The organism is Microbulbifer thermotolerans (assembly GCF_900112305.1).
GTDB lineage: Bacteria > Pseudomonadota > Gammaproteobacteria > Pseudomonadales > Cellvibrionaceae > Microbulbifer > Microbulbifer thermotolerans.
Genome location: NZ_FOKT01000006.1, coordinates 210,485 through 231,674 on the forward strand (window position 1 = coordinate 210,485; position 21,190 = coordinate 231,674).

The window sequence follows — 21,190 nt, forward strand, 5'->3', positions numbered from 1 at the left end:
GTGCGGCGGCTCGGCTGCACTTGGAGCCGCGCAAGAAAATCTTAACGACGAGCCCCGCTCCCGGTTTACCGGGGACGGGGAAAAGGAAGCTATGAAAACCATTGAAGTCGGAAATATCCAGGTCGCGAACGACAAACCCTTCGCGCTATTTGGTGGCATGAATGTGCTGGAGTCCCGCGACCTGGCCATGCGGGTGGCGGAGCACTATGTTGCGGTCACCGAGAAATTGGGTATTCCATACATCTTTAAGGCGTCCTTCGATAAAGCCAACCGCTCTTCTATCCACTCCTACCGCGGTCCGGGTATGGAAGAGGGTTTGAAAATATTCGAGGAGATCAAAAAGACCTTCAATGTGCCGCTGATCACCGATGTTCACGAACCGCACCAGGCAGCACCGGTGGCGGAAGTGGTGGATGTGATCCAGCTGCCCGCTTTCCTCGCCCGTCAAACCGATCTGGTGGCGGCTATGGCCAAGACCGGCGCGGTGATCAATGTGAAAAAACCGCAGTTTATGAGCCCGCCACAGGTCAAAAACGTGGTGGAGAAATTTGCCGAATGCGGCAATGAAAAAATCATACTGTGCGAGCGCGGCGCCTGCTTTGGTTACGATAACCTGGTGGTGGACATGCTCGGCTTCCGCACCATGATAGATGCTTCTGGTGGCGCCCCGCTGATTTTCGACGTCACCCATTCGCTGCAAATGCGCGATCCCGGTGGTGCCGCTTCCGGAGGGCGCCGCGCCCAGGTCACGGAGCTGGCGCGCGCTGGCCTCGCCATCGGTATCGCGGGCCTCTTCCTGGAAGCCCATCCAGATCCGGATAAGGCCTTGTGCGACGGTCCCAGTGCGCTGCCGCTCGACAAACTGGAACCCTTCCTGGCGCAGATGAAAGCCGTGGACGACCTGGTCAAGGGCTTTGCGCCGCTGGATACCCAATAAATGATACCGGGGCCCGCGCACCGGCTTGCCCGGTAGAATGCGGCCCCACAAAAACAACCATCGATTTGCCATTCACCCACAAACATGGAGCCCTTGTTCATGAGCAAGATTGTTGCCGTAAAAGCGTTTGAAGTGCTGGATTCCCGCGGTAATCCCACCGTTGAGGCGGAGGTCATCCTGGAAGATGGTTCCATCGGCAGCGCCTGTGCCCCCTCTGGCGCCTCTACTGGCTCCCGCGAAGCGCTGGAACTGCGCGACGGCGACAAGAGCCGCTATCTGGGCAAGGGCGTGTTGAAAGCCGTGGAAAACGTCAACACCATCATCGCCGACCTGTTGAAGGGTATGGACGCAACCGATCAGCGCGCCCTGGACAAGGCGATGCTCGACGCCGACAACACCGAAAATAAATCCAAACTGGGCGCCAACGCCATTTTGGCGGTTTCCCTGGCGGCGGCCAAGGCGGCGGCGGCGAGTAAAAACATTCCGCTGTATCAGCATATCGCCGAGTTGAACGGCACCGCTGGCCAGTACACCATGCCGGTGCCCATGATGAACATCCTCAATGGCGGTGAACACGCCGACAATAACGTGGATATTCAGGAGTTCATGATCCAGCCGGTCAAGGCCACAAGCTTTGCCGAAGCGCTGCGCCAGGGCGCTGAAGTTTTCCACACCCTGAAAAAAGTACTCTCCGCCAAGGGGCTGAACACCGCTGTTGGCGACGAAGGCGGCTTCGCGCCCAATCTGCCCTCCAATGAAGCGGCTCTGCAAGTGATCGCCGAGGCCGTGGAAAAGGCGGGTTACACCCTGGGCGAGGACATCACTCTGGCTCTGGACTGTGCATCCTCTGAATTTTACAAAGACGGGCAATACCAGCTCTCCGGTGAGGGCAAACAATTCGACAGCGCCGGTTTCGCCGATTACCTGGCCGAGTTGTCCGGCAACTACCCCATTTTGTCCATCGAAGACGGTATGGATGAAAGTGACTGGGATGGCTGGAAACTGCTCACCGATAAGATTGGTGGCAAGGTACAACTGGTGGGTGACGACCTGTTCGTGACCAATACCAAAATCCTCAAGGAGGGTATCGAAAAGGGCGTGGGCAACTCGATCCTGATCAAGTTTAATCAGATCGGCTCCCTGTCCGAGACGCTGGACGCCATCAAAATGGCCAAAGACGCGGGCTACACTGCAGTGATCTCACACCGCTCCGGGGAAACCGAGGACACCACCATCGCCGATCTGGCAGTGGCCACTGCCGCGGGTCAGATCAAAACTGGTTCCCTGTGCCGCTCCGATCGCGTGGCCAAGTATAACCGCCTGCTGCGTATCGAAGCGGAGCTGGAAGGTGCGGCACCCTACCGCGGCCGCGCCGAATTCCGTTAAGCCACCCGGGCCCTGGACCGGAGTATTTCCGTAGACAGCGGAGGTGCCCGGTCCGGTACGGCTTTCCGGCCCCGCTTTATTAAATGTAATTTCCCATGAAATGGCTGCTGGCACTTCTCTCTGTCATGCTGATCGCCACCCAGTTCCGTCTCTGGGTGGGTGAGGGCAGTTTGGCGGAAGTGACGCGTCTGAAGCGCGAGCTGGCCGAGCAGCGCAAAAAGAATGCCGCTTTGTTGCGGGAAAATCGTCAACTGCTGCGCGAAGTGCGCAGCCTCAAGGAAGGTACCGATGGTGTCGAGGCCAAGGCGCGTTACGACCTCGGCCTAATCAAGGAAGGCGAAACCCTGTTTATCTTCCTCGACCCGGAAGAGGTCAAGAAACGTGATTAGCGGATTCTGGGTAGTCGTGCCCGCCGCCGGCGTCGGCAGGCGCATGGGGGCGGACAGACCCAAGCAGTACCTGCCTTTGCTGGGACGCCCACTGCTGTCCCTGACGCTGCGCAATATTTTGGGCTGGCCCGGGCTGGCCGGTGTGGTGGTCGCACTGTCTGACCGCGATAGCGACTTTTCCTATCTGAGCGAATCGAAGGACCCGCGGGTACACCGGGTGACTGGCGGTGCGGAGCGTGCCGATTCCGTACTGGCCGCGCTCGATTTTCTCGCTGCGCGGGAAGCACCCGAAACACCAGTGCTGGTACACGATGCCGCCCGCCCCTGCGTGGCGCTGGAGGATATCGAAAAGCTATTGCGGGCGGAGCCCGTTGCGCTGCTTGCACAGCCCGCCAGCGATACGGTCAAGCTGAGCCGCAAAGATGAAAGCGGGCCCAGTGTTGACAGGACGCTGGACCGCGGCAGTATCTGGCTGGCTCAGACCCCTCAGCGGGCGCCGCTGGGACTGCTGCACGCCTGCCTGCGCCGCGCTTTGGCACAAGGCGCCGAGGTGACCGACGAGGCCAGTGCGCTGGAGTTTTGCGGACACAGCCCGCGGCTGGTGCCCGGCCGCAGCGACAATATCAAGGTCACCCATCCCCCCGATATCGTGCTGGCAGAAACCATTCTGCGACTGCGCTATGCCCCTACAGAGGACAATCGATAGTGAGTTTTCGAATCGGCCAGGGCTTTGACGTGCATGCGTTTGGCCCGGGCGACCATGTGATGCTAGGCGGTGTGGCGATTCCCCATGAACGCGGCCTCAAGGCGCACTCCGACGGCGACGTACTGCTGCATGCGCTGGCTGACGCACTGCTAGGCGCTCTGGCCCTGGGGGATATCGGCCATCATTTTCCCGACACCGATGCCGCCTATGCCGGTGCAGACAGCCGTTTGCTGCTGCGCCATGTGATGGGGTTGATTGCCGAGCGCGGTTATCGCCTGGTGAATGCGGATTGCACCCTGATCGCCCAGGCACCCAAAATGGCCCCCCATATCGAGGCGATGCGAGCGAATATCGCTGCGGATTGCAGAGTGGATCGCGGCGCGATCAGCGTCAAGGCCACCACCAGCGAGAAGCTCGGATTTACCGGGCGAGGAGAGGGTATCGCCGCCCAGGCAACAGTTTTGCTTCAACGCGCCGATGACTGACTGGAATCTGGACTGGCCCCGGGCTCTGGGCGGCGCGGCAATTGCAGGCGATTTCCGCTGTACTCCCGATGACTTTGTCGTCGATGAATTGGCTGAACCGCCGCGGGATGACAGTGGCGGTGCCGAGCACATCTATTTGCAAATACGCAAGCGCGGCGCAAATACCGCTTGGGTGGCCCGTCAACTGGCGGATCTGGCCGGCGTGCATAGCCGGGATGTGGGGTTTTACGGTCTCAAGGATCGCCACGCCGTCACTACGCAATGGTTCAGCGTCTGGTTGGGGCAGAAACCGGAGCCGGACTGGACTCGGGTGAACAGTGCCGAATTAAAGGTGCTGCAATGTTACCGGGGACCGCGCAAGCTGCGCCGCGGCGAGCACCTCGGCAACCGCTTCATCATTCGGCTGCGCAATATCCGCGGCGAGCGACCGAAGGCGGAGGAAGTGCTGGAGCGGATTGCCAGCGGAGTACCCAATTTCTTCGGCGAACAGCGCTTTGGCCGCGAGGGCAATAACCTCGACCTGGCGCGGCGCCTGGCGGAAGAGGCGGGGCGCTGCCGCAGAAGTGAAAAGTCTTTTGCCATGTCCGCCGCGCGCAGTTGGTTGTTTAATCTTGTGCTGGCGGAGAGGGTGCGTTTGGGGTGCTGGCGGGAGTCCATCGCCGGCGAGCCCGAGCCGGCGCCCAGTGGCCCCATCTGGGGGCGCGGCAGAAATCGTGCCGAAGGTGAACTTGCCGAGCTGGAATCCCGGGTTCTGGCGCCCTGGAAGCCTTGGTGTGACTGGTTGGAGCACTGTGGTTTGCAGCAGGAGCGGCGCCCTCTGGTGCTGCGGCCGCGGGCATTTTCCCGGCAGTGGGAAAATGGTGATCTGATACTGGAGTTCGCTTTGCCGGTGGGCGCTTTCGCAACGGCGGTGCTGCGGGAGGCCGCGGCGCTGGTCAACGTATCCGGCGCCCAATAGAATCCGATCCCAAAGCGGTACCGGCGCCTCAAATGTATTGAATAAGGCCGATTAGCCAATGGGCGCGGCTGTGGGACCGTTTTGCACCTGTTGGCGAAAACTCGATCGTGGAGACACACCCGAGAAGTTTGGAATAAAAACAAATATGGATCGCTTGAGACGTGAAGGTTTGGGGATGACCTCCCAGCGTACCCGCAACCGCCTGATTCAGCGGCTGCGGGATGAAGGTATCCGCAACGAACAGGTGCTGGATGTCATGGCATCCACCCCGCGGCACCTGTTTCTCGACGAAGCCTTGGCCCTGCGCGCCTATGAGGACACGGCACTTCCCATCGGCTACGGCCAGACCATCTCTCAGCCCTATATTGTCGCGCGTATGACCGAGTTGCTCCTCGGCCGGGCAAAATCCCTCGAGCGGGTGCTGGAAGTGGGTACCGGCTCCGGCTACCAAACGGCGGTGCTTGCGCGCCTGGTGGAAAAACTCTACTCGGTGGAACGCATCGATCCCCTGTTACAGCAGGCGCGTCGGCGTCTGCGGGAGCTGGAGATTCACAATGTGGAATTCAAACTTGGAAACGGCGGCTTCGGCTGGCCGGACAAAGGGCCTTACGATGCCATACTGACTGCCGCCGCACCGGCGGTGGTTCCCGATGAGTTGCGACAACAACTGGCGCCGAATGGCGTGTTAGTAATTCCAGTTGGCTCGGAGCGCCAGGTCCTGACAATCGTCACCCGGCGCGAGGACAGTGACCGGTTTGATGTGGAGAAGCTGGAATCCGTGCGCTTTGTCCCTCTGCTCGGCGGTGTTGTTCGATGAATATGACCAGATTATTTCGCAGCCGCTACCTTGGTGTAGCTGCCCGCGGTATGGCGATGGGAGCTGCGGATGTGGTGCCCGGCGTGTCCGGCGGCACTATTGCCTTTATCACCGGTATTTACACGGAACTTCTCGATTCAATTAGCCGCATTGGTCCCCACTGCATCACGGTGTTGCGGCGTCACGGCATTGCTGTGACCTGGCAATATATCAACGGCAATTTTCTGCTGGCGCTGTTTTGCGGAATTCTCTTCAGTATTTTCACTTTGGCCAGGGTGATCGGTCATCTGCTGGAGACTTACCCGATAGTACTCTGGGCTTTCTTTTTTGGCTTAGTGCTCGCCTCGGCGGTCCCCATACTGCGCAGCATTCCGCGATGGTCCGGGTCGGTGGTGTTGTTTCTCTTAGCGGGCGCCGCCATGGCGGTTCTGATCAGTGAGCTGCGCCCGGGCCAAGTACCTGCTACGCCGTTGACCCTCTTTCTGTCCGGAGCCCTGGCCATTTGTGCGATGATACTGCCTGGTATCTCGGGCTCTTTTATTTTGCTGTTGATCGGGATTTATCCAAGGGTCCTCGCCGCGGTACACGAATTGCAGCTGTTGAATCTTCTCTGTTTCGCAGCCGGAGCCGCCACTGGATTGCTGATGTTCAGTCGTCTGCTTTCCTGGTTGATGCACAGGTATATCGCACGCTCCCTGGCCTTTTTGGCCGGTATACTGCTCGGGAGCTTGAAAATAATTTGGCCGTGGAAACTTCCCCTGGTGGGGATTGCCGGTGATGGAGATAAACTTGCGCCATTGATGTCCAATGCTTCTCCACAGGGCTACGAGGCCCACACCGGAGACAGTGCCTATCTGGCCGCTGCTCTGGCCGCCGCCGTTGCCGCTGCGACCCTTGTGCTGTCCGTGGACTACCTGGGGCGCAGGCACCGGGCTTTACATTCTCAGTGCGCCAATAGTCAGAGGATTACCCAAGATCGGTAAGGCGGTTTTTTCTGAGGATTTTGGTGGTAATTTCGGCGTTTTTTTTAGACACTTTTTCCATAAATGCGGCCGTCTGATGTAAAAAGAGAATAATGGAATGTCGTTTGTTAACACATTATGCGCATCGGCCATGGCGGGATATTAGTCTTATCGTAATCCGGCTAGCTTCCCCAGTGTTAAATATATTAATCGTGGTGCTCCTGGCTCTGCTTCTCTGCTCCTGCGCCACCCCACCTGCACCCACGGCGTCATTACAGCAGCCGCCGAGTATCAAAATTCAGCATCATATTGTCAGCCGTGGTGAGACGCTCTATTCCATCGCCTGGCGCTATGGTAAGGATTACCGGGAACTTGCCGCTATCAATGGCATTCCTGCCCCCTATAACATCTATCCCGGACAACGATTACGCTTAACTGGGCGCCCCGTTGTGAAAGTGGTTTCCACTGCGCCCAAGGCATCCAAGACATCTCAGGCCAAGGTATCCAAGACATCCCGGACCAAGGTATCCAAGACGTCCCAGGTCGCCAAGGTAACTTCCCCGGTGTCGTCGACCGCAACGAAACGCCAGTCCAGCTCTGCCAAAAAAACCAAGACTGTGGCAAAAACGACGAAAACAAATAAAAAATCTTTAACACCTGCAAAATCGACCAAAGCAACCGCCCGAGTATCGAAATCCTCGATTCGCTGGCAATGGCCGGCAAAGGGCAAGGTGATCAGTCGCTTCCGGAAGGGAGACCCCTTGCGCAAGGGTGTTGATATCGCCGGTGAAAAGGGAGACTCTGTAGTAGCGGCGGCCGATGGCACCGTGATCTACGCGGGGAGTGCGTTGAGGGGCTATGGGAAGCTGCTGATCGTAAAGCACAGCAATGAATTTTTGAGTGCTTATGCCCACAATCACAAGCTGCTTGTGAAAGAGGGCGGCAAAGTCAAGGCGGGGCAGAGGATAGCGGAACTGGGTTCAAGTGGTACCGACCGCAATAAGCTCCACTTTGAAATTCGCCGTAACGGTCAGCCGGTGGACCCCCTGGCCTATTTGCCATAGCTCCTGTAGGCGTCAGAAAGCCCTGCAAATAAAAATGGATTTTTATGTGTACCACTTGAGGTAGTCACCGGACTCGTGGCGACCGCAAGGCCGATGGGAAATTGCTGCGGCGTTTCTCGCATTCAGTCGGCCTGCTGTTCGCAGATTCGGAGACTGTCGTACCCCTCATAGCCGGGTTGGTTGATCTCGGTTTGTGGTGCGGCTGATATTGGCAAAGTACAAGGAGTTGGGGAAATGGAAGCACGACGTCAAGACCGGTTGATGACGGGTCATGTAGATGAACTTCCTCCAGAGTTGGCAATTGATCACAACGAACATCAGACAGGTCAAGAAGAGGACTATTCCCCTGGCCGCCCCCGGAGCACAGCGGCCAAAAAAGATTCCGGACCCACCCCCCTCAAGGCGCGGGCGCGCAAACTGGACAACGACAGCCATTTGCAGAAAAACCTCGATGCCACGCAACTGTATCTGAACGAAATCGGCTTTTCGCCACTGCTCACCGCAGAGGAGGAAGTCTATTACGCGCGCAAGGCGTTGCGCGGTGACGCGGCGGCGCGAAAACGGATGATCGAAAGCAATCTGCGCCTGGTGGTGAAAATTGCCCGCCGCTATGTCGGGCGCGGGCTGGCTCTGCTGGATCTGATCGAAGAGGGCAATCTGGGGTTGATTCGCGCGGTGGAAAAGTTTGACCCCGAACGCGGATTCCGCTTCTCCACCTATGCCACCTGGTGGATCCGTCAGACAATTGAGCGGGCCATCATGAACCAGACCCGGACTATTCGCCTGCCCATTCATGTCGTCAAGGAGCTGAACGTTTATTTACGCGCTTCACGTGAACTGGCCCAGAAACTCGACCACGAACCCTCCGCGGAAGAAATTGCGAACCTGCTGGAAAAACCGGTGGAGGATGTCGAGCGGATGCTGGGTCTGAACGAGCGTGTTACTTCGGTGGACACACCAATAGGCCCGTCTTCGGAAAAAACCCTGGTGGATACCATTCCGGATCAACAGGAGTCCGACCCTGCGGAACTGCTTCAGGACAGCGACTTGTTCGAGAGTATCAACCGCTGGCTCAGCGAGTTGCCCGAGAAACAATGTGAGGTGGTCTCCCGTCGCTTTGGCTTGCGCGGTTTTGAAGCCAGTACTCTGGAAGAGGTGGGCCGGGAAATCGGCTTGACCCGTGAACGGGTGCGACAGATTCAGGTGGATGCGCTCAAACGCCTGCGAGAGGTGATGGAGAAACAGGGACTAGACGGCCAGTCTCTGTTTGGCAATCTGTAGATAGCACCCGGGTGGGTTGTACCCACCCGGTTTGCTTTTGCCTGGTCGTTAGGGAGTGGGCCTGTGCGTCTACTTTTTCTGCACCCAGCGACCCCGGCTGTCCTGGTAGTAGTGTCCCGTCGCCAGGCGGGCTTCCAGTTTTTCCGCGGCCCGTGCCGCGACCTGGGCAATGTCGATATTGTTGCGCTTGGCGATCCTGGCGTACTCGGCTTTGCGTTTTGCATTCACATCCGCCACCAGCTTTTCCAGTTCGGGGGTGCTTTTGCTGACTACGGCAATGTAGCCGCTGTTTGCTTCCCCAACCAGTCCCTGGTTTCGCGCCTGATCCAGAGTAATCGCAAGGGCCGGCAGGGTGAATAGCAGGCTCAAGCACAACAGGGCAGTCTTGAAAAGTTTCATGGTTCGCCTCCTTAGAAAATGCCTTCCTTGTCTTCGAACAGGTCGTCCAGCTCTCTGTCGACCTTTACGCGGATCTCGTGCTCTATCTTCACATTTAAGTTGACGGTAATCGGTTCACTGGGTGCCTGCACGGCGACCGTGGGCGTGCAGCCAGCTGTAATGGCCGCCCCCATCAATAGTGTGGAAAACAGTCTGGTGGCCGTCATCTGACGCTCCTCAGGATTTAACATAGGGGTTATTGTAATGGACTAACCTGAACCCAGGCTTTACTGAAGCGTCTTTTCCAGTGCCTCAGTCAAATCCCTGCTCGCCTGCAGGGAGCGGAGCATATCCGGGATGTTATTTTCCAGGTTCAGATTGATAATCAGGTCCCTGTCCGCCGCCACCGACTGGCTGCGCCCAACAAGTTTGAGCTGCATGCGCATGTCGCCGCTGGACGGGTAGTCCAGTGTGCCGGAAAGTGCCCTGTAGTTGTAGTCTTCCAAGGCGCCTGCGAGCAGTTTCAACTGCGGGTTGCCCGACAGCATCTGCGGGGAGAAGGCGCCGTAGTAACGTAACCTGCCTCCTGGTGGCCGCGCCTTTACCTGTCCGCGCCTCACCGTCACGCCCTCGCTACTGGTAGCCATCGGTATTTCCAAATCCAGCGTGCCTGTAGCGGCAAAGTTTTCCGCCTCCATTTCCCTTGCCAGTTCACTGAGGGATATGCCCTGGATTTGGATCTTCCCTGTGCGCTCTTCTCCGTCCAGGTTCCAGACTAGCCGGGAAGACTCCAGAGTGCCGCCGAGCAGTTGCGCGTTAACCGCGTTAAAAGCCAAGTCTCGCTTCTCGTCGAGAGAAATTGAGAAATGGATATTTTCGATCGGCAGTCCGACGTCGACCCGATCCACCTGTACCGCCTGCGGTTGGTCCGTGAGCCATAGATTACCCCGCCGGTAAAGGGAAATTTCGCCAGCAACGCCCGCGGCAAAGCTATCCCCGAAAACGGCGGCCGCCTGCTCAAGCTGCAGGTGAATGTGGTCCTTTGTGCCCATTGGCCAACTGTAGCGCCCGCTGGCGGAAAGCGTTCCGGCGACAATATCCACCGGCAGTCCTTCTATCGCCCGGGAGAGAGGATGTGTGCGGCTAAAGCTTGTCTTCGGAAAGGTAAAATCTGCCGTGCCTTCTGCGTTGTTCAAGTTGTGCTGCCATTGTGCCTGTAGTTTCACCGGCCCTGAGAGCAGCTGGCTTTCCCCGTGCAGCATCGCGTCCTCTAATAGCAGATTTCCCTGTATATCGATGTTCAACGCATAATTTTCTGCGGTTTTCAGCCTGATTTGGTTTGCGTGGTACCCCGCATTCAATTCGGTTCTTCGGCCCGACTCGCGGAACTGCACGTCGCTGAAAGTCAGCGCGCCAGAAGTGCGCAGTCCGGGCGTGTCCAGCGTGGAAAAGGCGGCAGTAATTTCCATGCTTTCGCAGTGTGCACTGCCATTTGTCACACGACACTGGAGCTGGGGAGCTGTTAGAGACAGCCGTTCGGCCTGTAATGAGGGACCTTTCAGGTCGTCGGCCCAGACTTCTGCCTGGGAGAGTAGCCACTGCTGGTGGTTATCTTCCGTGTGAAATTGCAACTCACTATTCATGGAAAAATTTTCCAGCATCAGAGTGCCGGGTAACGCCAGCCGTTCCGGTGACTCGGCGAAGATCTCCAATGAACAGCGCGTCTGAGTGAGGAGACTACATTCTATCTGTTGCAACCGTGCATTGACGCTGATATTTCCGTCTTTCTCTTGTGCGCGCAGTCTGATTTCAGCGCTGTTAAGCTGCATTTTCCCCGGCCACTGATCGGTCCGTACTGCCAGCACCTCGGGTAGATGGATAGCAATTTTCCCGTTTTGCCAGCCATCCGGACTGGCTCCGGGTTGAGAAACCGAGAGTTCGAGCCCGCTGTCTGGTAGTAGAGATAGGTCAAAGCGGTCCAGCCAGCTTTGCCGGCCGTCCGGTAGCGCGGTGAGAGACTTTGCGGTTGCCGATCCCTGGAATTGTAGTTTCCCGGCGGCTGAAGTCAGCCGTAGATCGGGTAACTTGTCCTGCAACACAGAGGATTGCAGCCAGGGAGTGAGCGCCTGCAGGTTAAGATTGCCAGCGGCGGTGATTTGCGGCTGTCCCTGACTGGTCGTGGATGCAAACCGGGCCTGGAGCAGGGTGGGCATGTCTTTGGGGGTCAGTGTTATGTTTCCGCTGCCGGAAAGGCTTTTTGCCTCCAGTGGGCGTAGAGCGGCGAGTTTCACCTCCAAGTGGTCGTCGACCGTAAGATTGAACGCCGCTTCCGTGCCCAGCAGTGCTTGGGGCAGGGCCAGTTGAATCGATGATTTTTCCAGTTTCACAGAGATATCCGCGTATTCTTCCAGTCGCAATACGCGGTCTGGTAACCGCGCCTGGAGTCGGGCAGACACCGCGCCTGTGGCGCCGGGGCTAAACTGGGCCAGTTTGTCCGGAAGTGGTAGCTGGGACAGCTTTTGCAGGTCGGATTGGAGGGTAATAGTGGCGAGCCAAAGATCCGATGCATCCGCAAGCAACGCACCTGTGAAAGACAGTATCCGTCCATCCTTTTTGTCATCCAGTTGCGCGGAGAGGTGCAGTTGCCCACCTTCGGACCGCAATAAGAGGGTGAGCTCTTGACGGTCGAAAGTGGCATTGGCTTTAACGGACTGGCGGTCATCATTGCGGGCAATATGCAGTTGACCGCGGTGCATCGTGTCATCGAGCCAACGGAATTCTTCTACCTGCACGTGCTCAGGCAGTGTTTTATGGAGCAGGGCGATCAGCGTCCGCAGGCTTGCGTCCTCTGCTGAGACCGCTTTGCCATTGGTGTTGGTGGGCGCCGGGGCGGCTTCGGCTTGTGGCTGGGGTGGGGTGTACTGCAGACTTGCAATTGCGAGCCGGCTGCGATTGCGCTCGCCGGTGAATATCAGCTCCCAGGGGTGGCTCAGGCGGAGATCCTCCATGCGCATAGAAGCACCGGAAGCGAGAGACAAGTGCACTTCGTCCACAGTGATGGCATCGATGCCGGGTTGCAGGCCGCGCAGACTATCGATGCGGCTGGTTTGCAACAGCGGATTGATCAGTGCCACTGCCAGTCGCTCCCTATCCAGCCAGATCCAGCTGCCGGTTGCGGTGATGATCAGAATTGCGGCGAGTAGTAGCGCGCGTCTTCTCTGCACGGGGGCTCCTCAAATTAAGCAATAGTGGCGCTCCATACCATTTTACGGAAGCTCTAGAGCATTTGCGTGAGCACAGCCGGCACTTGGCACCGGCAGTGAAATCTATATAGTGGGTGGCAGTATTCGCGTGCCCCCGAGAGGGAACGGTTTGTCAGAACGGAATATCCTTGTATTCACTATGAAAGATGCCCAACCAAACACTGTATACCTGAAGGACTACAAACTACCCGAGTACCTGATCGATAGCACAAAACTCCATTTTGAACTGCAACCCAAGGGTACCTTGGTCAAATCGCAGCTGAAAGTCCGGCGCAATCCAGCGGCCGGGGCAGGGTTGCCGCCGCTGTTACTGGACGGGGTGGAACTAGAGCTTTTGTCCGTTTCCATCGACGGCCAGCTGGTGCCCGCCAGCCGCTACCAGGAAATCCCGGCCGGACTGTCGATTGAGGTGGAGAAGCCCGAGTTCGAGCTGGAAATCTGTAACCGTATCAGCCCGGAGAATAATACCTCCCTCGAAGGTCTGTACCTGTCCAACGGTATGTACTGTACCCAGTGCGAGGCAGAGGGCTTCCGCAAAATCACCTACTATCCGGATCGGCCGGACGTGATGTCAAAGTTCACCACCACCATTGTGGCGCCGCGACAGTACCCGGTGCTGCTTTCCAACGGCAACGAAATTGAGCGCGGCGCCACCGAGGACGGCCGCCATTTCGTTACCTGGGAAGATCCCTTTGCCAAGCCCGCTTATCTGTTTGCGCTTGTGGCCGGTGATCTGCAGCGCGTGGAGGACAGCTATACCACGGCCAGTGGTCGCCAGGTGACGCTGCAGATATTTACCGAGGCGAAAAATATCGGCAAGTGCGCCCACGCCATGCGTTCGCTGAAAAAAGCCATGCGCTGGGACGAGGAGGTCTACGGCCGGGAATACGATCTGGATATCTTTATGATCGTGGCCGTAGACCATTTCAATATGGGCGCAATGGAAAACAAAGGGCTGAATATTTTCAACTCCGCCTGTGTGCTGGCCAGCCCGGAGACGGCCACTGATGCCACCTTCCAGCGCATTGAAGCTATTGTCGCGCACGAATATTTCCACAACTGGTCTGGAAACCGTGTCACCTGCCGCGACTGGTTTCAACTGAGCTTGAAGGAAGGTTTTACCGTTTTCCGGGACGCTGAGTTTTCCGCCGATATGAATTCTCGCGCGGTCAAACGCATCGAGGATGTATCTCTGCTGCGCACCCAGCAGTTTGCCGAAGACGCGGGCCCCATGGCGCATCCGGTACGCCCGGATTCCTATATGGAAATATCCAACTTCTATACCCTGACGGTGTACGAGAAAGGGGCGGAAGTTGTGCGCATGATTCACACGCTGCTCGGCGCCGAGGGCTTCCGTAAGGGCAGTGATCTCTATTTCGACCGCCACGACGGCCAGGCGGTGACCTGTGAGGATTTCGTCAAGGCGATGGAGGATGCCAACGGCGTCGACCTGACACAGTTCCGCCGCTGGTACAGCCAGGCGGGTACACCGGTACTGGATGTGACCGACAGTTACGATGAGGCATCGGGCAGCTACACACTTACCGTAAGACAATCCTGCCCGCCCACGCCCGGCCAGAAAGAAAAGCTGCCGTTTCATATCCCGCTGGCGCTAGGCCTGCTGAGCGCCGAGGGTAAAGATCTGCCACTGGACGAAGCGGGCAATACCCAGTTGGTTCTGCCGGTGACCGAGGCGGAGCAGACATTCCACTTCAGCGGTTTCGCGGAAAAACCGCTGCCGTCATTGCTGCGCGGCTTTTCCGCGCCGGTCAAAGTGCGCTACGACTACAGCAGCGAACAGCTCCTGTTTCTCATGCGCAACGACAGCGACGCCTTTAATCGCTGGGACGCGGGTCAGCGCCTGGCTTTTGCTGCACTGGGGCAGCTGCAAAAAGACTACCGAAACGGTAAAACGCTACAGCTGCAGCCGGAGTTGGTGGAAGCCTACCGCAGTGTACTGCGCAACCGCGATCTGGACCCGGCCCTGGTAGCGAAAATGCTCGCGCTGCCCAGTGAACAAACGCTGGCAGAGGAAGCCGAAAGGATCGATGCGGAAGCCATTATCAAAGCGCGCAAGTTTGCCCGCCACGCCCTGGCGGAAGCGTTAAAAGAAGATCTGCTGGAATCTTATCGGCGCCTGCACAAAGACAAACCCTACAGCCCCGAGGCGGCCGATATCGCCGAGCGCAGTCTCAAAAATACCTGCCTGGATTATCTCTGTGCCACGGAAGACGCGGACGCACTGCTGTTGGCGCAACAACAGTTCGATAAAGCGGCCAATATGACTGACTGTGCGGCGGCCCTGGCGGCACTGGTCAATTACGGTAATGAAACCGATGTGGATAAGAGTCTGGAGACTTTCTACGAACGCTGGAAACTGGATACCCAGGTAGTAGAGCTCTGGTTCTCTCTGCAGAGCGGCAGCGCCAGATGGGGAACTTTGGAAAGAGTACAGACATTGATGGCGCACCCGGCATTTGAATTGAAAAACCCCAACAAAGTGCGTGCGGTAATCGGTGCCTTTGCCAACCGCAACTTCGCCCAGTTTCATCGCACCGACGGCAGTGGTTTTGAGTTTGTTGCACAACAGGTGATTGCCTTGGATAAACTCAATCCGCAGATTGCGGCGCGCCTGGTGATACCGCTGACCCGCTGGAAAAAATACAGCTCGGCACTGGGTGAAAAAATGCGGCAGTCGTTGGAAAGTGTGATGCAATCCGGCAAGCTGTCTGCAGATCTCTATGAGGTGGTGAGCAAAAGCCTGCAATAACCGAAAAGCGGAGCTTCTGAGTCTTCAGTCTCGGACTTCAAAAAAGCCCCGTAGCCGGAAGAGATACGCAAGCAATGGGGTGGAAATTTCGAAACCGACGGATACATGGATGTATCCGTCGGAGCTACAGGGAAGTACTCATGCATTTTCGAAATGTCCATCCCATTGCCTGAGCGCCCCTAGTGTTCACGCGAATTAATCAGAGGTTGCCTAAAGAATACGGCTGCTTTTCTCTTTTCCAAGGCGCACCAACTCCAGCGCCCCTCCCTTCCGACACAATTCCGTCACTGACGTATAGTCCGGGCGGAATTGTTGTATCTTTCGGTGGTTGCGAATATGTGCCACCACGGAATTGATAACCATAAAATGGCAGAAGACTGCCGTGTCTTGCTCAAGTGTGAGCAGATACTCCAGAACACCCCGGCGCCACGCCACCTGCTGCGCATCATTTTCGTCCCAGTCGCTTTCGAGCAATAAGCGTATCCAGGCCGCGCGTTTTTGCAGTGGTATATGCGCGGGGGACGGAATTTCCGTGACCGCAGCTTCCAAGGCAATGGGACGCCGCCACACCTTTGCCAGCGGCCGTGCGGTTTGCTGTGTGCGCAGTTTGGGGCTGCTTACAAGGGCAATGGGGTTTTCCGCGGCGAATTCTCGCGCGAGATTTTCGGCCTGTTTGTGTCCCAGCGCCGTTAACTCCGGATCGGGAATATCCGGCCCTTTTGCCGCTTCGCCGTGGCGTATCAGTAAAATTTTTGTCACTGTTACAGATAACCGTTTAGCAAATTATCCGGTATATCTTGCCACAGTGCCGTCAACTCCGCCGCATCGAATGGGCGGGCCCGAGGATGATCGCCAAAACGGCGGCTGTGGCCACTGCCAAAATCCAGCCATTCGGCGCCGGGATCACCACACTCGGCAAAATTTAGCCAAGCTTTCTGCATGGCGCCACTCAAGCGGTGCGGATTTGCCTCCGCGCCATAGAGGGGCCGCAAGGATTCAGCCCCGTAAGTCCCAAAAACATAGCCCAGTTCCACTGCGTGGCAGGCACCCAGCAATGGCTGGGCGGCCAGTGGCTGGGCAAAATGGTAGTGATAGCAATCATCGCAATGCGCTTTTAGAAGGCGTATACCGGGGACTGTAAAAACCATATCTGTCAGCAGCAGATTCCAGGTGCGCGGCCATTCAGGCCATGGGTTTTCCTCTTGAGACCTTGCCAGCCGGTAGTAGTGTTTCAACAAGGGGGCCAATAGATGATGGGGAAAGAGCCACTCCAGACGCGCACGAATTTTTTTGTTATCCAGCGTAAAGGTTTCCGGTGTGATTGCACTGAATAGATTCCATTCGTCCAAATTGCTGCCGAGTAGCAGAGTGACTCCAGACGCCCGCTTGCGCGCGAGCGCTTCAAGTGGGTCGGCATCCAGCAGTTTGCCGTCTAGCACCGGCTTAAATGGCAGCTGTCCCCAACTTCGCTCCATGCGCGGGTCCGTCATTACCGCATGCTGAGCCTGAAGCAGGGATTTTGTGCTGGCTTTGCGCAACGATTGGTGGCCGCAAATTTTTTCCAGGTGTTCCACAAAAGCCAATGCCAGATTGTTTGCCCGCCTGGGTGTGTGCAGGGCGTGAGGGTTGCCACTCTGTACGATGGCACGCTTAAACAGACCGCGGCAACCTGGGGCGGCGAGCAAAGTGGCAATACTCATTGCACCAGCGGATTCGCCGAATAAAGTGATATTGTCTGGATCGCCACCGAAAGCGGCGATATTCCTGTGCACCCAATTCAGGGCTGCAATTTGATCTTCCACACCCTCATTGCCGCTTGACGGAATATCACAGATATCCCGGAGTCGCAGAAAGCCGAAAGCCCCCAGGCGGTAGTTAAAAGTCACCACAATCGCGCGCCCGCTGGCCGCCAGGTGACAGCCATCGTAGATTTCCTGGCATCCGGAACCCATATAAAAGGAGCCACCGTGTACCCACAGCATCACTGGTAGCTTGCCAGTTCCCGGTTTGGGTGGTGCGTAAATATTTAGGTACAGGCAATCTTCGCTCTCAGGCGGTTCACCGCAGGGCCCTTGCACCTGCATCAGCAGCGATGGATTTTGCGCCGCCGGCATACCGAAACGCACGGCACGGAAAGGTGTCTGCCAGGGCTGCATTGGTTGTGGCGACAGCCAGCGGAGATCTCCGATTGGGGGGTGGCAATAGGGAATTCCGAGAAATTTATTAACCCCGGTCTTTTGATCGACGGTGCCGACAATAGGGCCTGTCGGGCAATCCACGACAGGAGTTTCATTATTTTGAATGCCGGATTGAATCCCAGCCTTTGCATCCCTGCTCATTGAATATTTCTGTTTCCCTATAGAACCTCTGACTAATTCGCGTGAACACTATGGTAGCTTCCGGGGCGCTCAGGTAATAGGACGTACATTTCGAAAACGCACGAGTACTTCCCTGTAGCTCCGACGGATACATCCCTGTATCCGACGGTTTCGAAATGTACGCCCTATCACCTGAGCTTCACATCCGCCCTGAAGCGTCTCTGCCAACAGAAAGTGGCTCAATCAGAGGTTCCCTATCTGTGCCCGTCCCTCACTGACTCGCTCAGTATAGCGGGTGTAAACAGCGCCTTTTTCACCTTCTTTTCGACAAGGCACTGTGGGAGTCAATGTCCCAGCCGCCATGCCGGTTTCTTGAAAAATGGTGTTGCACGAGGACTGACATTTAATTTCCTCTATCGAGCTTGAAAAGCGCCACTGCGCAGTCCATACCAATAAAAGCTGTTCAAAAAATGTACAGCTGTAAGTGGCGTAAAGCAGGGATTGCACTAGCAGGATCATTCTCGCGCTAGCTCACCCTTCCTATCGCAGCAGTTACGGCTTTGCTCTCAAGAAGTAAAGCCCGACGTCCGTTTTCACAAGGGCTATTTCATCGGGTTGTAGTAGGTGATGGCATGATCGCGACGATATTCGACAAGCTCAGCGGTACGGTTGTAGAACGGCCGCTTGGTGCACTGGACCTGTCCTCGACCGGCATAGTGAAGCTTCCGCTGGGGCAAGATGAAATTGCCTCCTATGCCAGGGATGGACTCAACTTGGTAATCATTCTCAAATCAGGGCAGACCATCGTTATTGCGAATTTTTTCAAGCCCGATGAGGAAGGATTTCACAGCGAACTGGTTCTGGAGGGAGAGGAAACCCCCGTGTTATTGGCGGGCCCCCCCGGGACACCGGTTCCCGCAGGGCCGGCCGTTACAACTGCAGCTGCACCGGCGGCAACAGTATATCCCTGGGTTCTGGCTGGTCTAGGAGCACTTGGCGTGATTGCCCTTATCGCCAGCGACGATGACGATGACGACCCATTCAGAGAAACCGGAAACCATACACCCGACGATGGCGATGCAGATGCCGATGCGGATGCGGACTCAGATGCAGATGCCGATGCGGACGCAGATGCAGATGCGGATACTGACGCCGATGCCGATGCCGATGCCGATGCCGATGCCGATGCCGATGCTGACGCGGATGCCGACGCGGACGCAGACGCAGACGCAGATGCCGACGCGGACGCCGATGCCGACGCAGATGCAGACGCGGATGCCGATGCGGATGCGGATGCCGATGCCGATGCCGATGCCGATGCTGACGCGGATGCGGATGCCGATGCTGACGCGGATGCCGACGCGGACGCAGACGCAGATGCCGACGCAGATGCAGACGCGGATGCCGATGCGGATGCCGATGCCGATGCTGACGCGGATGCGGATGCGGATGCGGATGCAGATGCCGACGCGGATGCCGACGCAGATGCAGATGCGGATGCCGATGCGGATGCCGATGCGGATGCCGATGCTGACGCGGATGCGGATGCAGACGCGGATGCCGATGCGGACGCAGATGCAGACGCGGACGCAGACGCAGATGCCGACGCGGACGCCGATGCCGATGCTGACGCAGATGCCGATGCTGACGCAGATGCCGACGCCGACGCCGATGCTGATGCGGATGCCGATGCTGATGCTGATGCGGACGCAGATGCCGATGCAGACGCGGATGCAGACGCAGATGCAGATGCCGACGCAGATGCAGATGCCGACGCGGACGCCGATGCGGATGCCGATTGCGACATCAATATCGACATAGATATCGATATAGATATCGACTGTGACTGTGATGCAGACGCAGATTCCGATGCTGACGCGGATGCGGACGCAGATGCAGACTGGGGTGGACCCGGTTGGCACTGTGATAAGGATTGCGAAATCAAAGATATTGATTTTGATGTCGACGTAGATATTGACCGGGGGCATGGCAAAGACTGCGAGATCAATATCGATATCGACATAGATATCGATATCGAATGTGATGCGGATGCCGATTCTGATGCGGATGCAGATGCCGACGCGGATGCAGATGCCGATGCTGACGCAGACACAGATGCTGATGCCGACGCAGATGCTGACGCGGATGCGGATGCCGATGCCGATGCCGATGCTGATGCTGATGCCGACGCCGACGCGGATACGGATGCCGACGCAGATGCCGATGCCGATGCTGACGCGGATGCGGACGCGGATGCCGACGCAGATGCCGATGCTGACGCGGATGCAGATGCCGACGCGGATACTGACGCGGATGCCGATGCCGATGCCGATGCAGACGCAGATGCCGACGCAGATGCTGATGCCGATGCTGACGCAGACACAGATGCCGACGCAGATGCTGATGCCGACGCAGATGCAGATGCCGACGCAGATGCTGATGCCGACGCAGATGCTGATGCCGACGCAGATGCTGATGCCGACGCGGATGCAGATGCTGACGCGGATGCAGATGCTGACGCGGATGCCGACTCAGACTCGGATGCAGACTGTGAACTCCCGAATGCAATCTCCTACATCGCTTTCCGGCTGGAAGATGGCCAAGTGATCAAGGTTGAAGGCTTCGAGGAGGAAATCACGAACGGCAAGTATCCGGAGACGCTGTTCGACTGCATCGAGGAAACTTACGGTTCCCCGGTGGTTGAATACATCATCAAAGCCGGACCGCTTCACTATGACGAGGACTGCGAGGTAACAACCACCGAAGGATGGCCGACGAATCCTACCGGTAACGTGGGCGGGCCTGGAGTCACGGAAGTCGACATCGATGACTTGTGCAATGACGAGAATGCGGCCGCTGACGATGAATCCGAAGCTGAGGAAGATGATTGTGGCTGCGGTGGCGACACCGACCCCGATAGTGTCGGGGAGCCCGACGCGGAAGCCTCTGCGGATACTGAACCGGAAGCGGACGATGTCATCCCCCTCAAAGATACAGAGTTTGACTTTGTGGATGGTGGCGATGTAGCGGACCCGCACTTCTGGTCTGAGTCAGAAATGCCGATAGATGGCGAAGGCCTGCCCACAGTGGATGGTCACGAGTCGCTTCCCCAACTGCACGAGCTGTTGGAAGAGGCCGGCGCGGATGGCAACCAGCTGTTGGCACAGCTAGAGGCCGAAGGTCTGCCCGCACTGTCGGACATCTCTGGAGAGAGCGCGGATATCCTGTTGCAGGCCCCGCTGGACGACCAACTCCAGGATCTGTGGCAGCAATACGGGCACCACGACCTGTAGCTGGCTGGAAGAGATCCATGCCGAAAAACACCGGGCCCTCGGGCCCGGTGTTTTTGTTGGGCTAAACTGATAACCGCATTTATGTATTAAGGGACCTCTGTTTCATTCGCGCGGGTACTGCAGGTGGTTCAGGGGTGATCAGGCAATGGCGTCGATATTTCGAAAACGCACGGGCAGGTCTCT

The 21,190-nt window shown here is 57.3% G+C and carries 17 protein-coding genes; 12 read left to right on the forward strand and 5 right to left on the reverse strand.

All coding sequences use genetic code 11. The features are described 5' to 3' along the window. The first annotated feature begins 91 nt into the window (after positions 1-91). The 10 genes from kdsA to rpoS all read left to right on the forward strand — a co-directional run bounded on the left by kdsA (position 92) and on the right by rpoS (position 8,985). Positions 92-937: a 3-deoxy-8-phosphooctulonate synthase gene (kdsA, locus tag BM155_RS11385; RefSeq protein ID WP_067154226.1), complete on the forward strand. Its 846-nt coding sequence runs from the start codon at positions 92-94 to the stop codon at positions 935-937. Between the two features lie 99 nt (positions 938-1,036). Continuing rightward, the gene (gene eno, locus BM155_RS11390) at positions 1,037-2,323 is read left to right on the forward strand and encodes a phosphopyruvate hydratase (protein ID WP_074903349.1); all 1,287 of its coding nucleotides are present in this window, start codon (positions 1,037-1,039) and stop codon (positions 2,321-2,323) included. A 95-nt stretch (positions 2,324-2,418) separates the two neighbouring features. After that, complete coding sequence (locus tag BM155_RS11395) at positions 2,419-2,712, forward strand: septum formation initiator family protein (protein ID WP_067154223.1); 294 nt, start codon at positions 2,419-2,421, stop codon at positions 2,710-2,712. Beyond that, positions 2,705-3,418 (forward strand): 2-C-methyl-D-erythritol 4-phosphate cytidylyltransferase, encoded by a 714-nt coding sequence (gene ispD / locus BM155_RS11400; protein ID WP_067154220.1) that lies wholly within the window; start codon positions 2,705-2,707, stop codon positions 3,416-3,418. Before BM155_RS11395 ends, ispD begins: the two co-directional genes overlap by 8 nt. Further along, positions 3,418-3,903, forward strand: coding sequence for a 2-C-methyl-D-erythritol 2,4-cyclodiphosphate synthase (gene ispF, locus BM155_RS11405; protein WP_074903184.1), 486 nt, complete (start codon positions 3,418-3,420; stop codon positions 3,901-3,903). The genes ispD and ispF overlap by 1 nt, the downstream gene beginning before the upstream one ends. Further along, on the forward strand, positions 3,896-4,861 hold the full coding sequence (gene truD / locus BM155_RS11410) for a tRNA pseudouridine(13) synthase TruD (RefSeq protein WP_074903186.1): 966 nt from the start codon (positions 3,896-3,898) through the stop codon (positions 4,859-4,861). Before ispF ends, truD begins: the two co-directional genes overlap by 8 nt. 145 nt (positions 4,862-5,006) lie before the next feature. Next, positions 5,007-5,678 carry a protein-L-isoaspartate(D-aspartate) O-methyltransferase gene (locus tag BM155_RS11415; RefSeq protein ID WP_175487795.1) on the forward strand — a complete coding sequence of 224 codons (672 nt, stop codon included), beginning with the start codon at positions 5,007-5,009 and terminating at the stop codon, positions 5,676-5,678. A gap of 2 nt (positions 5,679-5,680) precedes the next feature. Continuing rightward, positions 5,681-6,661: a DUF368 domain-containing protein gene (locus BM155_RS11420; RefSeq protein ID WP_231902358.1), complete on the forward strand. Its 981-nt coding sequence runs from the start codon at positions 5,681-5,683 to the stop codon at positions 6,659-6,661. Positions 6,662-6,834: 173 nt separating this feature from the next. Next, positions 6,835-7,704: a peptidoglycan DD-metalloendopeptidase family protein gene (locus BM155_RS11425; RefSeq protein ID WP_254773176.1), complete on the forward strand. Its 870-nt coding sequence runs from the start codon at positions 6,835-6,837 to the stop codon at positions 7,702-7,704. A gap of 234 nt (positions 7,705-7,938) precedes the next feature. Further along, positions 7,939-8,985, forward strand: a complete 1,047-nt coding sequence (gene rpoS, locus BM155_RS11430; protein WP_067154205.1) for an RNA polymerase sigma factor RpoS — start codon at positions 7,939-7,941, stop codon at positions 8,983-8,985. A 69-nt stretch (positions 8,986-9,054) separates the two neighbouring features. On the opposite strand, the gene BM155_RS11435 is transcribed toward rpoS, so the two are convergent. Genes BM155_RS11435 through BM155_RS11445 form a run of 3 tightly spaced genes read right to left on the reverse strand, consistent with a single transcriptional unit; the run spans position 9,055 to position 12,587 of the window. Next, positions 9,055-9,384, reverse strand: coding sequence for a YdbL family probable chaperone protein (locus BM155_RS11435; RefSeq protein WP_067154204.1), 330 nt, complete (start codon positions 9,382-9,384; stop codon positions 9,055-9,057). Positions 9,385-9,395: 11 nt separating this feature from the next. Then, positions 9,396-9,590 (reverse strand): YnbE family lipoprotein, encoded by a 195-nt coding sequence (locus tag BM155_RS11440; protein ID WP_067154201.1) that lies wholly within the window; start codon positions 9,588-9,590, stop codon positions 9,396-9,398. A 60-nt stretch (positions 9,591-9,650) separates the two neighbouring features. Next, a complete protein-coding gene (locus BM155_RS11445; protein ID WP_074903189.1) occupies positions 9,651-12,587 on the reverse strand; it encodes an intermembrane phospholipid transport protein YdbH family protein in 2,937 nt (978 codons plus the stop codon). Positions 12,588-12,765: 178 nt separating this feature from the next. Here BM155_RS11445 and pepN point away from each other — a divergent pair, with 178 nt between their 5' ends. After that, complete coding sequence (gene pepN / locus BM155_RS11450) at positions 12,766-15,396, forward strand: aminopeptidase N (RefSeq protein ID WP_074903191.1); 2,631 nt, start codon at positions 12,766-12,768, stop codon at positions 15,394-15,396. Positions 15,397-15,606: 210 nt separating this feature from the next. Here pepN and BM155_RS11455 read toward each other — a convergent pair whose 3' ends face one another. Continuing rightward, positions 15,607-16,155 (reverse strand): histidine phosphatase family protein, encoded by a 549-nt coding sequence (locus BM155_RS11455; protein WP_074903193.1) that lies wholly within the window; start codon positions 16,153-16,155, stop codon positions 15,607-15,609. Between the two features lie 2 nt (positions 16,156-16,157). Beyond that, positions 16,158-17,735 (reverse strand): carboxylesterase/lipase family protein, encoded by a 1,578-nt coding sequence (locus tag BM155_RS11460; RefSeq protein WP_074903195.1) that lies wholly within the window; start codon positions 17,733-17,735, stop codon positions 16,158-16,160. Between the two features lie 611 nt (positions 17,736-18,346). Between BM155_RS11460 and BM155_RS11465 the strand changes: the two genes are divergently transcribed. Next, entirely contained in the window at positions 18,347-21,007 is a 2,661-nt protein-coding gene (locus tag BM155_RS11465; protein ID WP_139223238.1) for a BapA/Bap/LapF family prefix-like domain-containing protein, read from the forward strand. Positions 21,008-21,190: the final 183 nt, after the last annotated feature.

Bases quoted from the DNA above. Each gene is read 5' to 3' on its own strand.
- pepN (WP_074903191.1), top strand. From the start codon at position 12,766: ATGAAAGATGCCCAACCAAACACTGTATACCTGAAGGACTACAAACTA.
- BM155_RS11440 (WP_067154201.1), bottom strand. From the start codon at position 9,590: ATGACGGCCACCAGACTGTTTTCCACACTATTGATGGGGGCGGCCATT.
- rpoS (WP_067154205.1), top strand. From the start codon at position 7,939: ATGGAAGCACGACGTCAAGACCGGTTGATGACGGGTCATGTAGATGAA.
- BM155_RS11415 (WP_175487795.1), top strand. From the start codon at position 5,007: ATGGATCGCTTGAGACGTGAAGGTTTGGGGATGACCTCCCAGCGTACC.
- BM155_RS11395 (WP_067154223.1), top strand. From the start codon at position 2,419: ATGAAATGGCTGCTGGCACTTCTCTCTGTCATGCTGATCGCCACCCAG.
- BM155_RS11460 (WP_074903195.1), bottom strand. From the start codon at position 17,735: ATGAGCAGGGATGCAAAGGCTGGGATTCAATCCGGCATTCAAAATAAT.
- BM155_RS11420 (WP_231902358.1), top strand. From the start codon at position 5,681: ATGACCAGATTATTTCGCAGCCGCTACCTTGGTGTAGCTGCCCGCGGT.
- BM155_RS11465 (WP_139223238.1), top strand. From the start codon at position 18,347: ATGATCGCGACGATATTCGACAAGCTCAGCGGTACGGTTGTAGAACGG.
- truD (WP_074903186.1), top strand. From the start codon at position 3,896: ATGACTGACTGGAATCTGGACTGGCCCCGGGCTCTGGGCGGCGCGGCA.
- kdsA (WP_067154226.1), top strand. From the start codon at position 92: ATGAAAACCATTGAAGTCGGAAATATCCAGGTCGCGAACGACAAACCC.
- BM155_RS11435 (WP_067154204.1), bottom strand. From the start codon at position 9,384: ATGAAACTTTTCAAGACTGCCCTGTTGTGCTTGAGCCTGCTATTCACC.
- eno (WP_074903349.1), top strand. From the start codon at position 1,037: ATGAGCAAGATTGTTGCCGTAAAAGCGTTTGAAGTGCTGGATTCCCGC.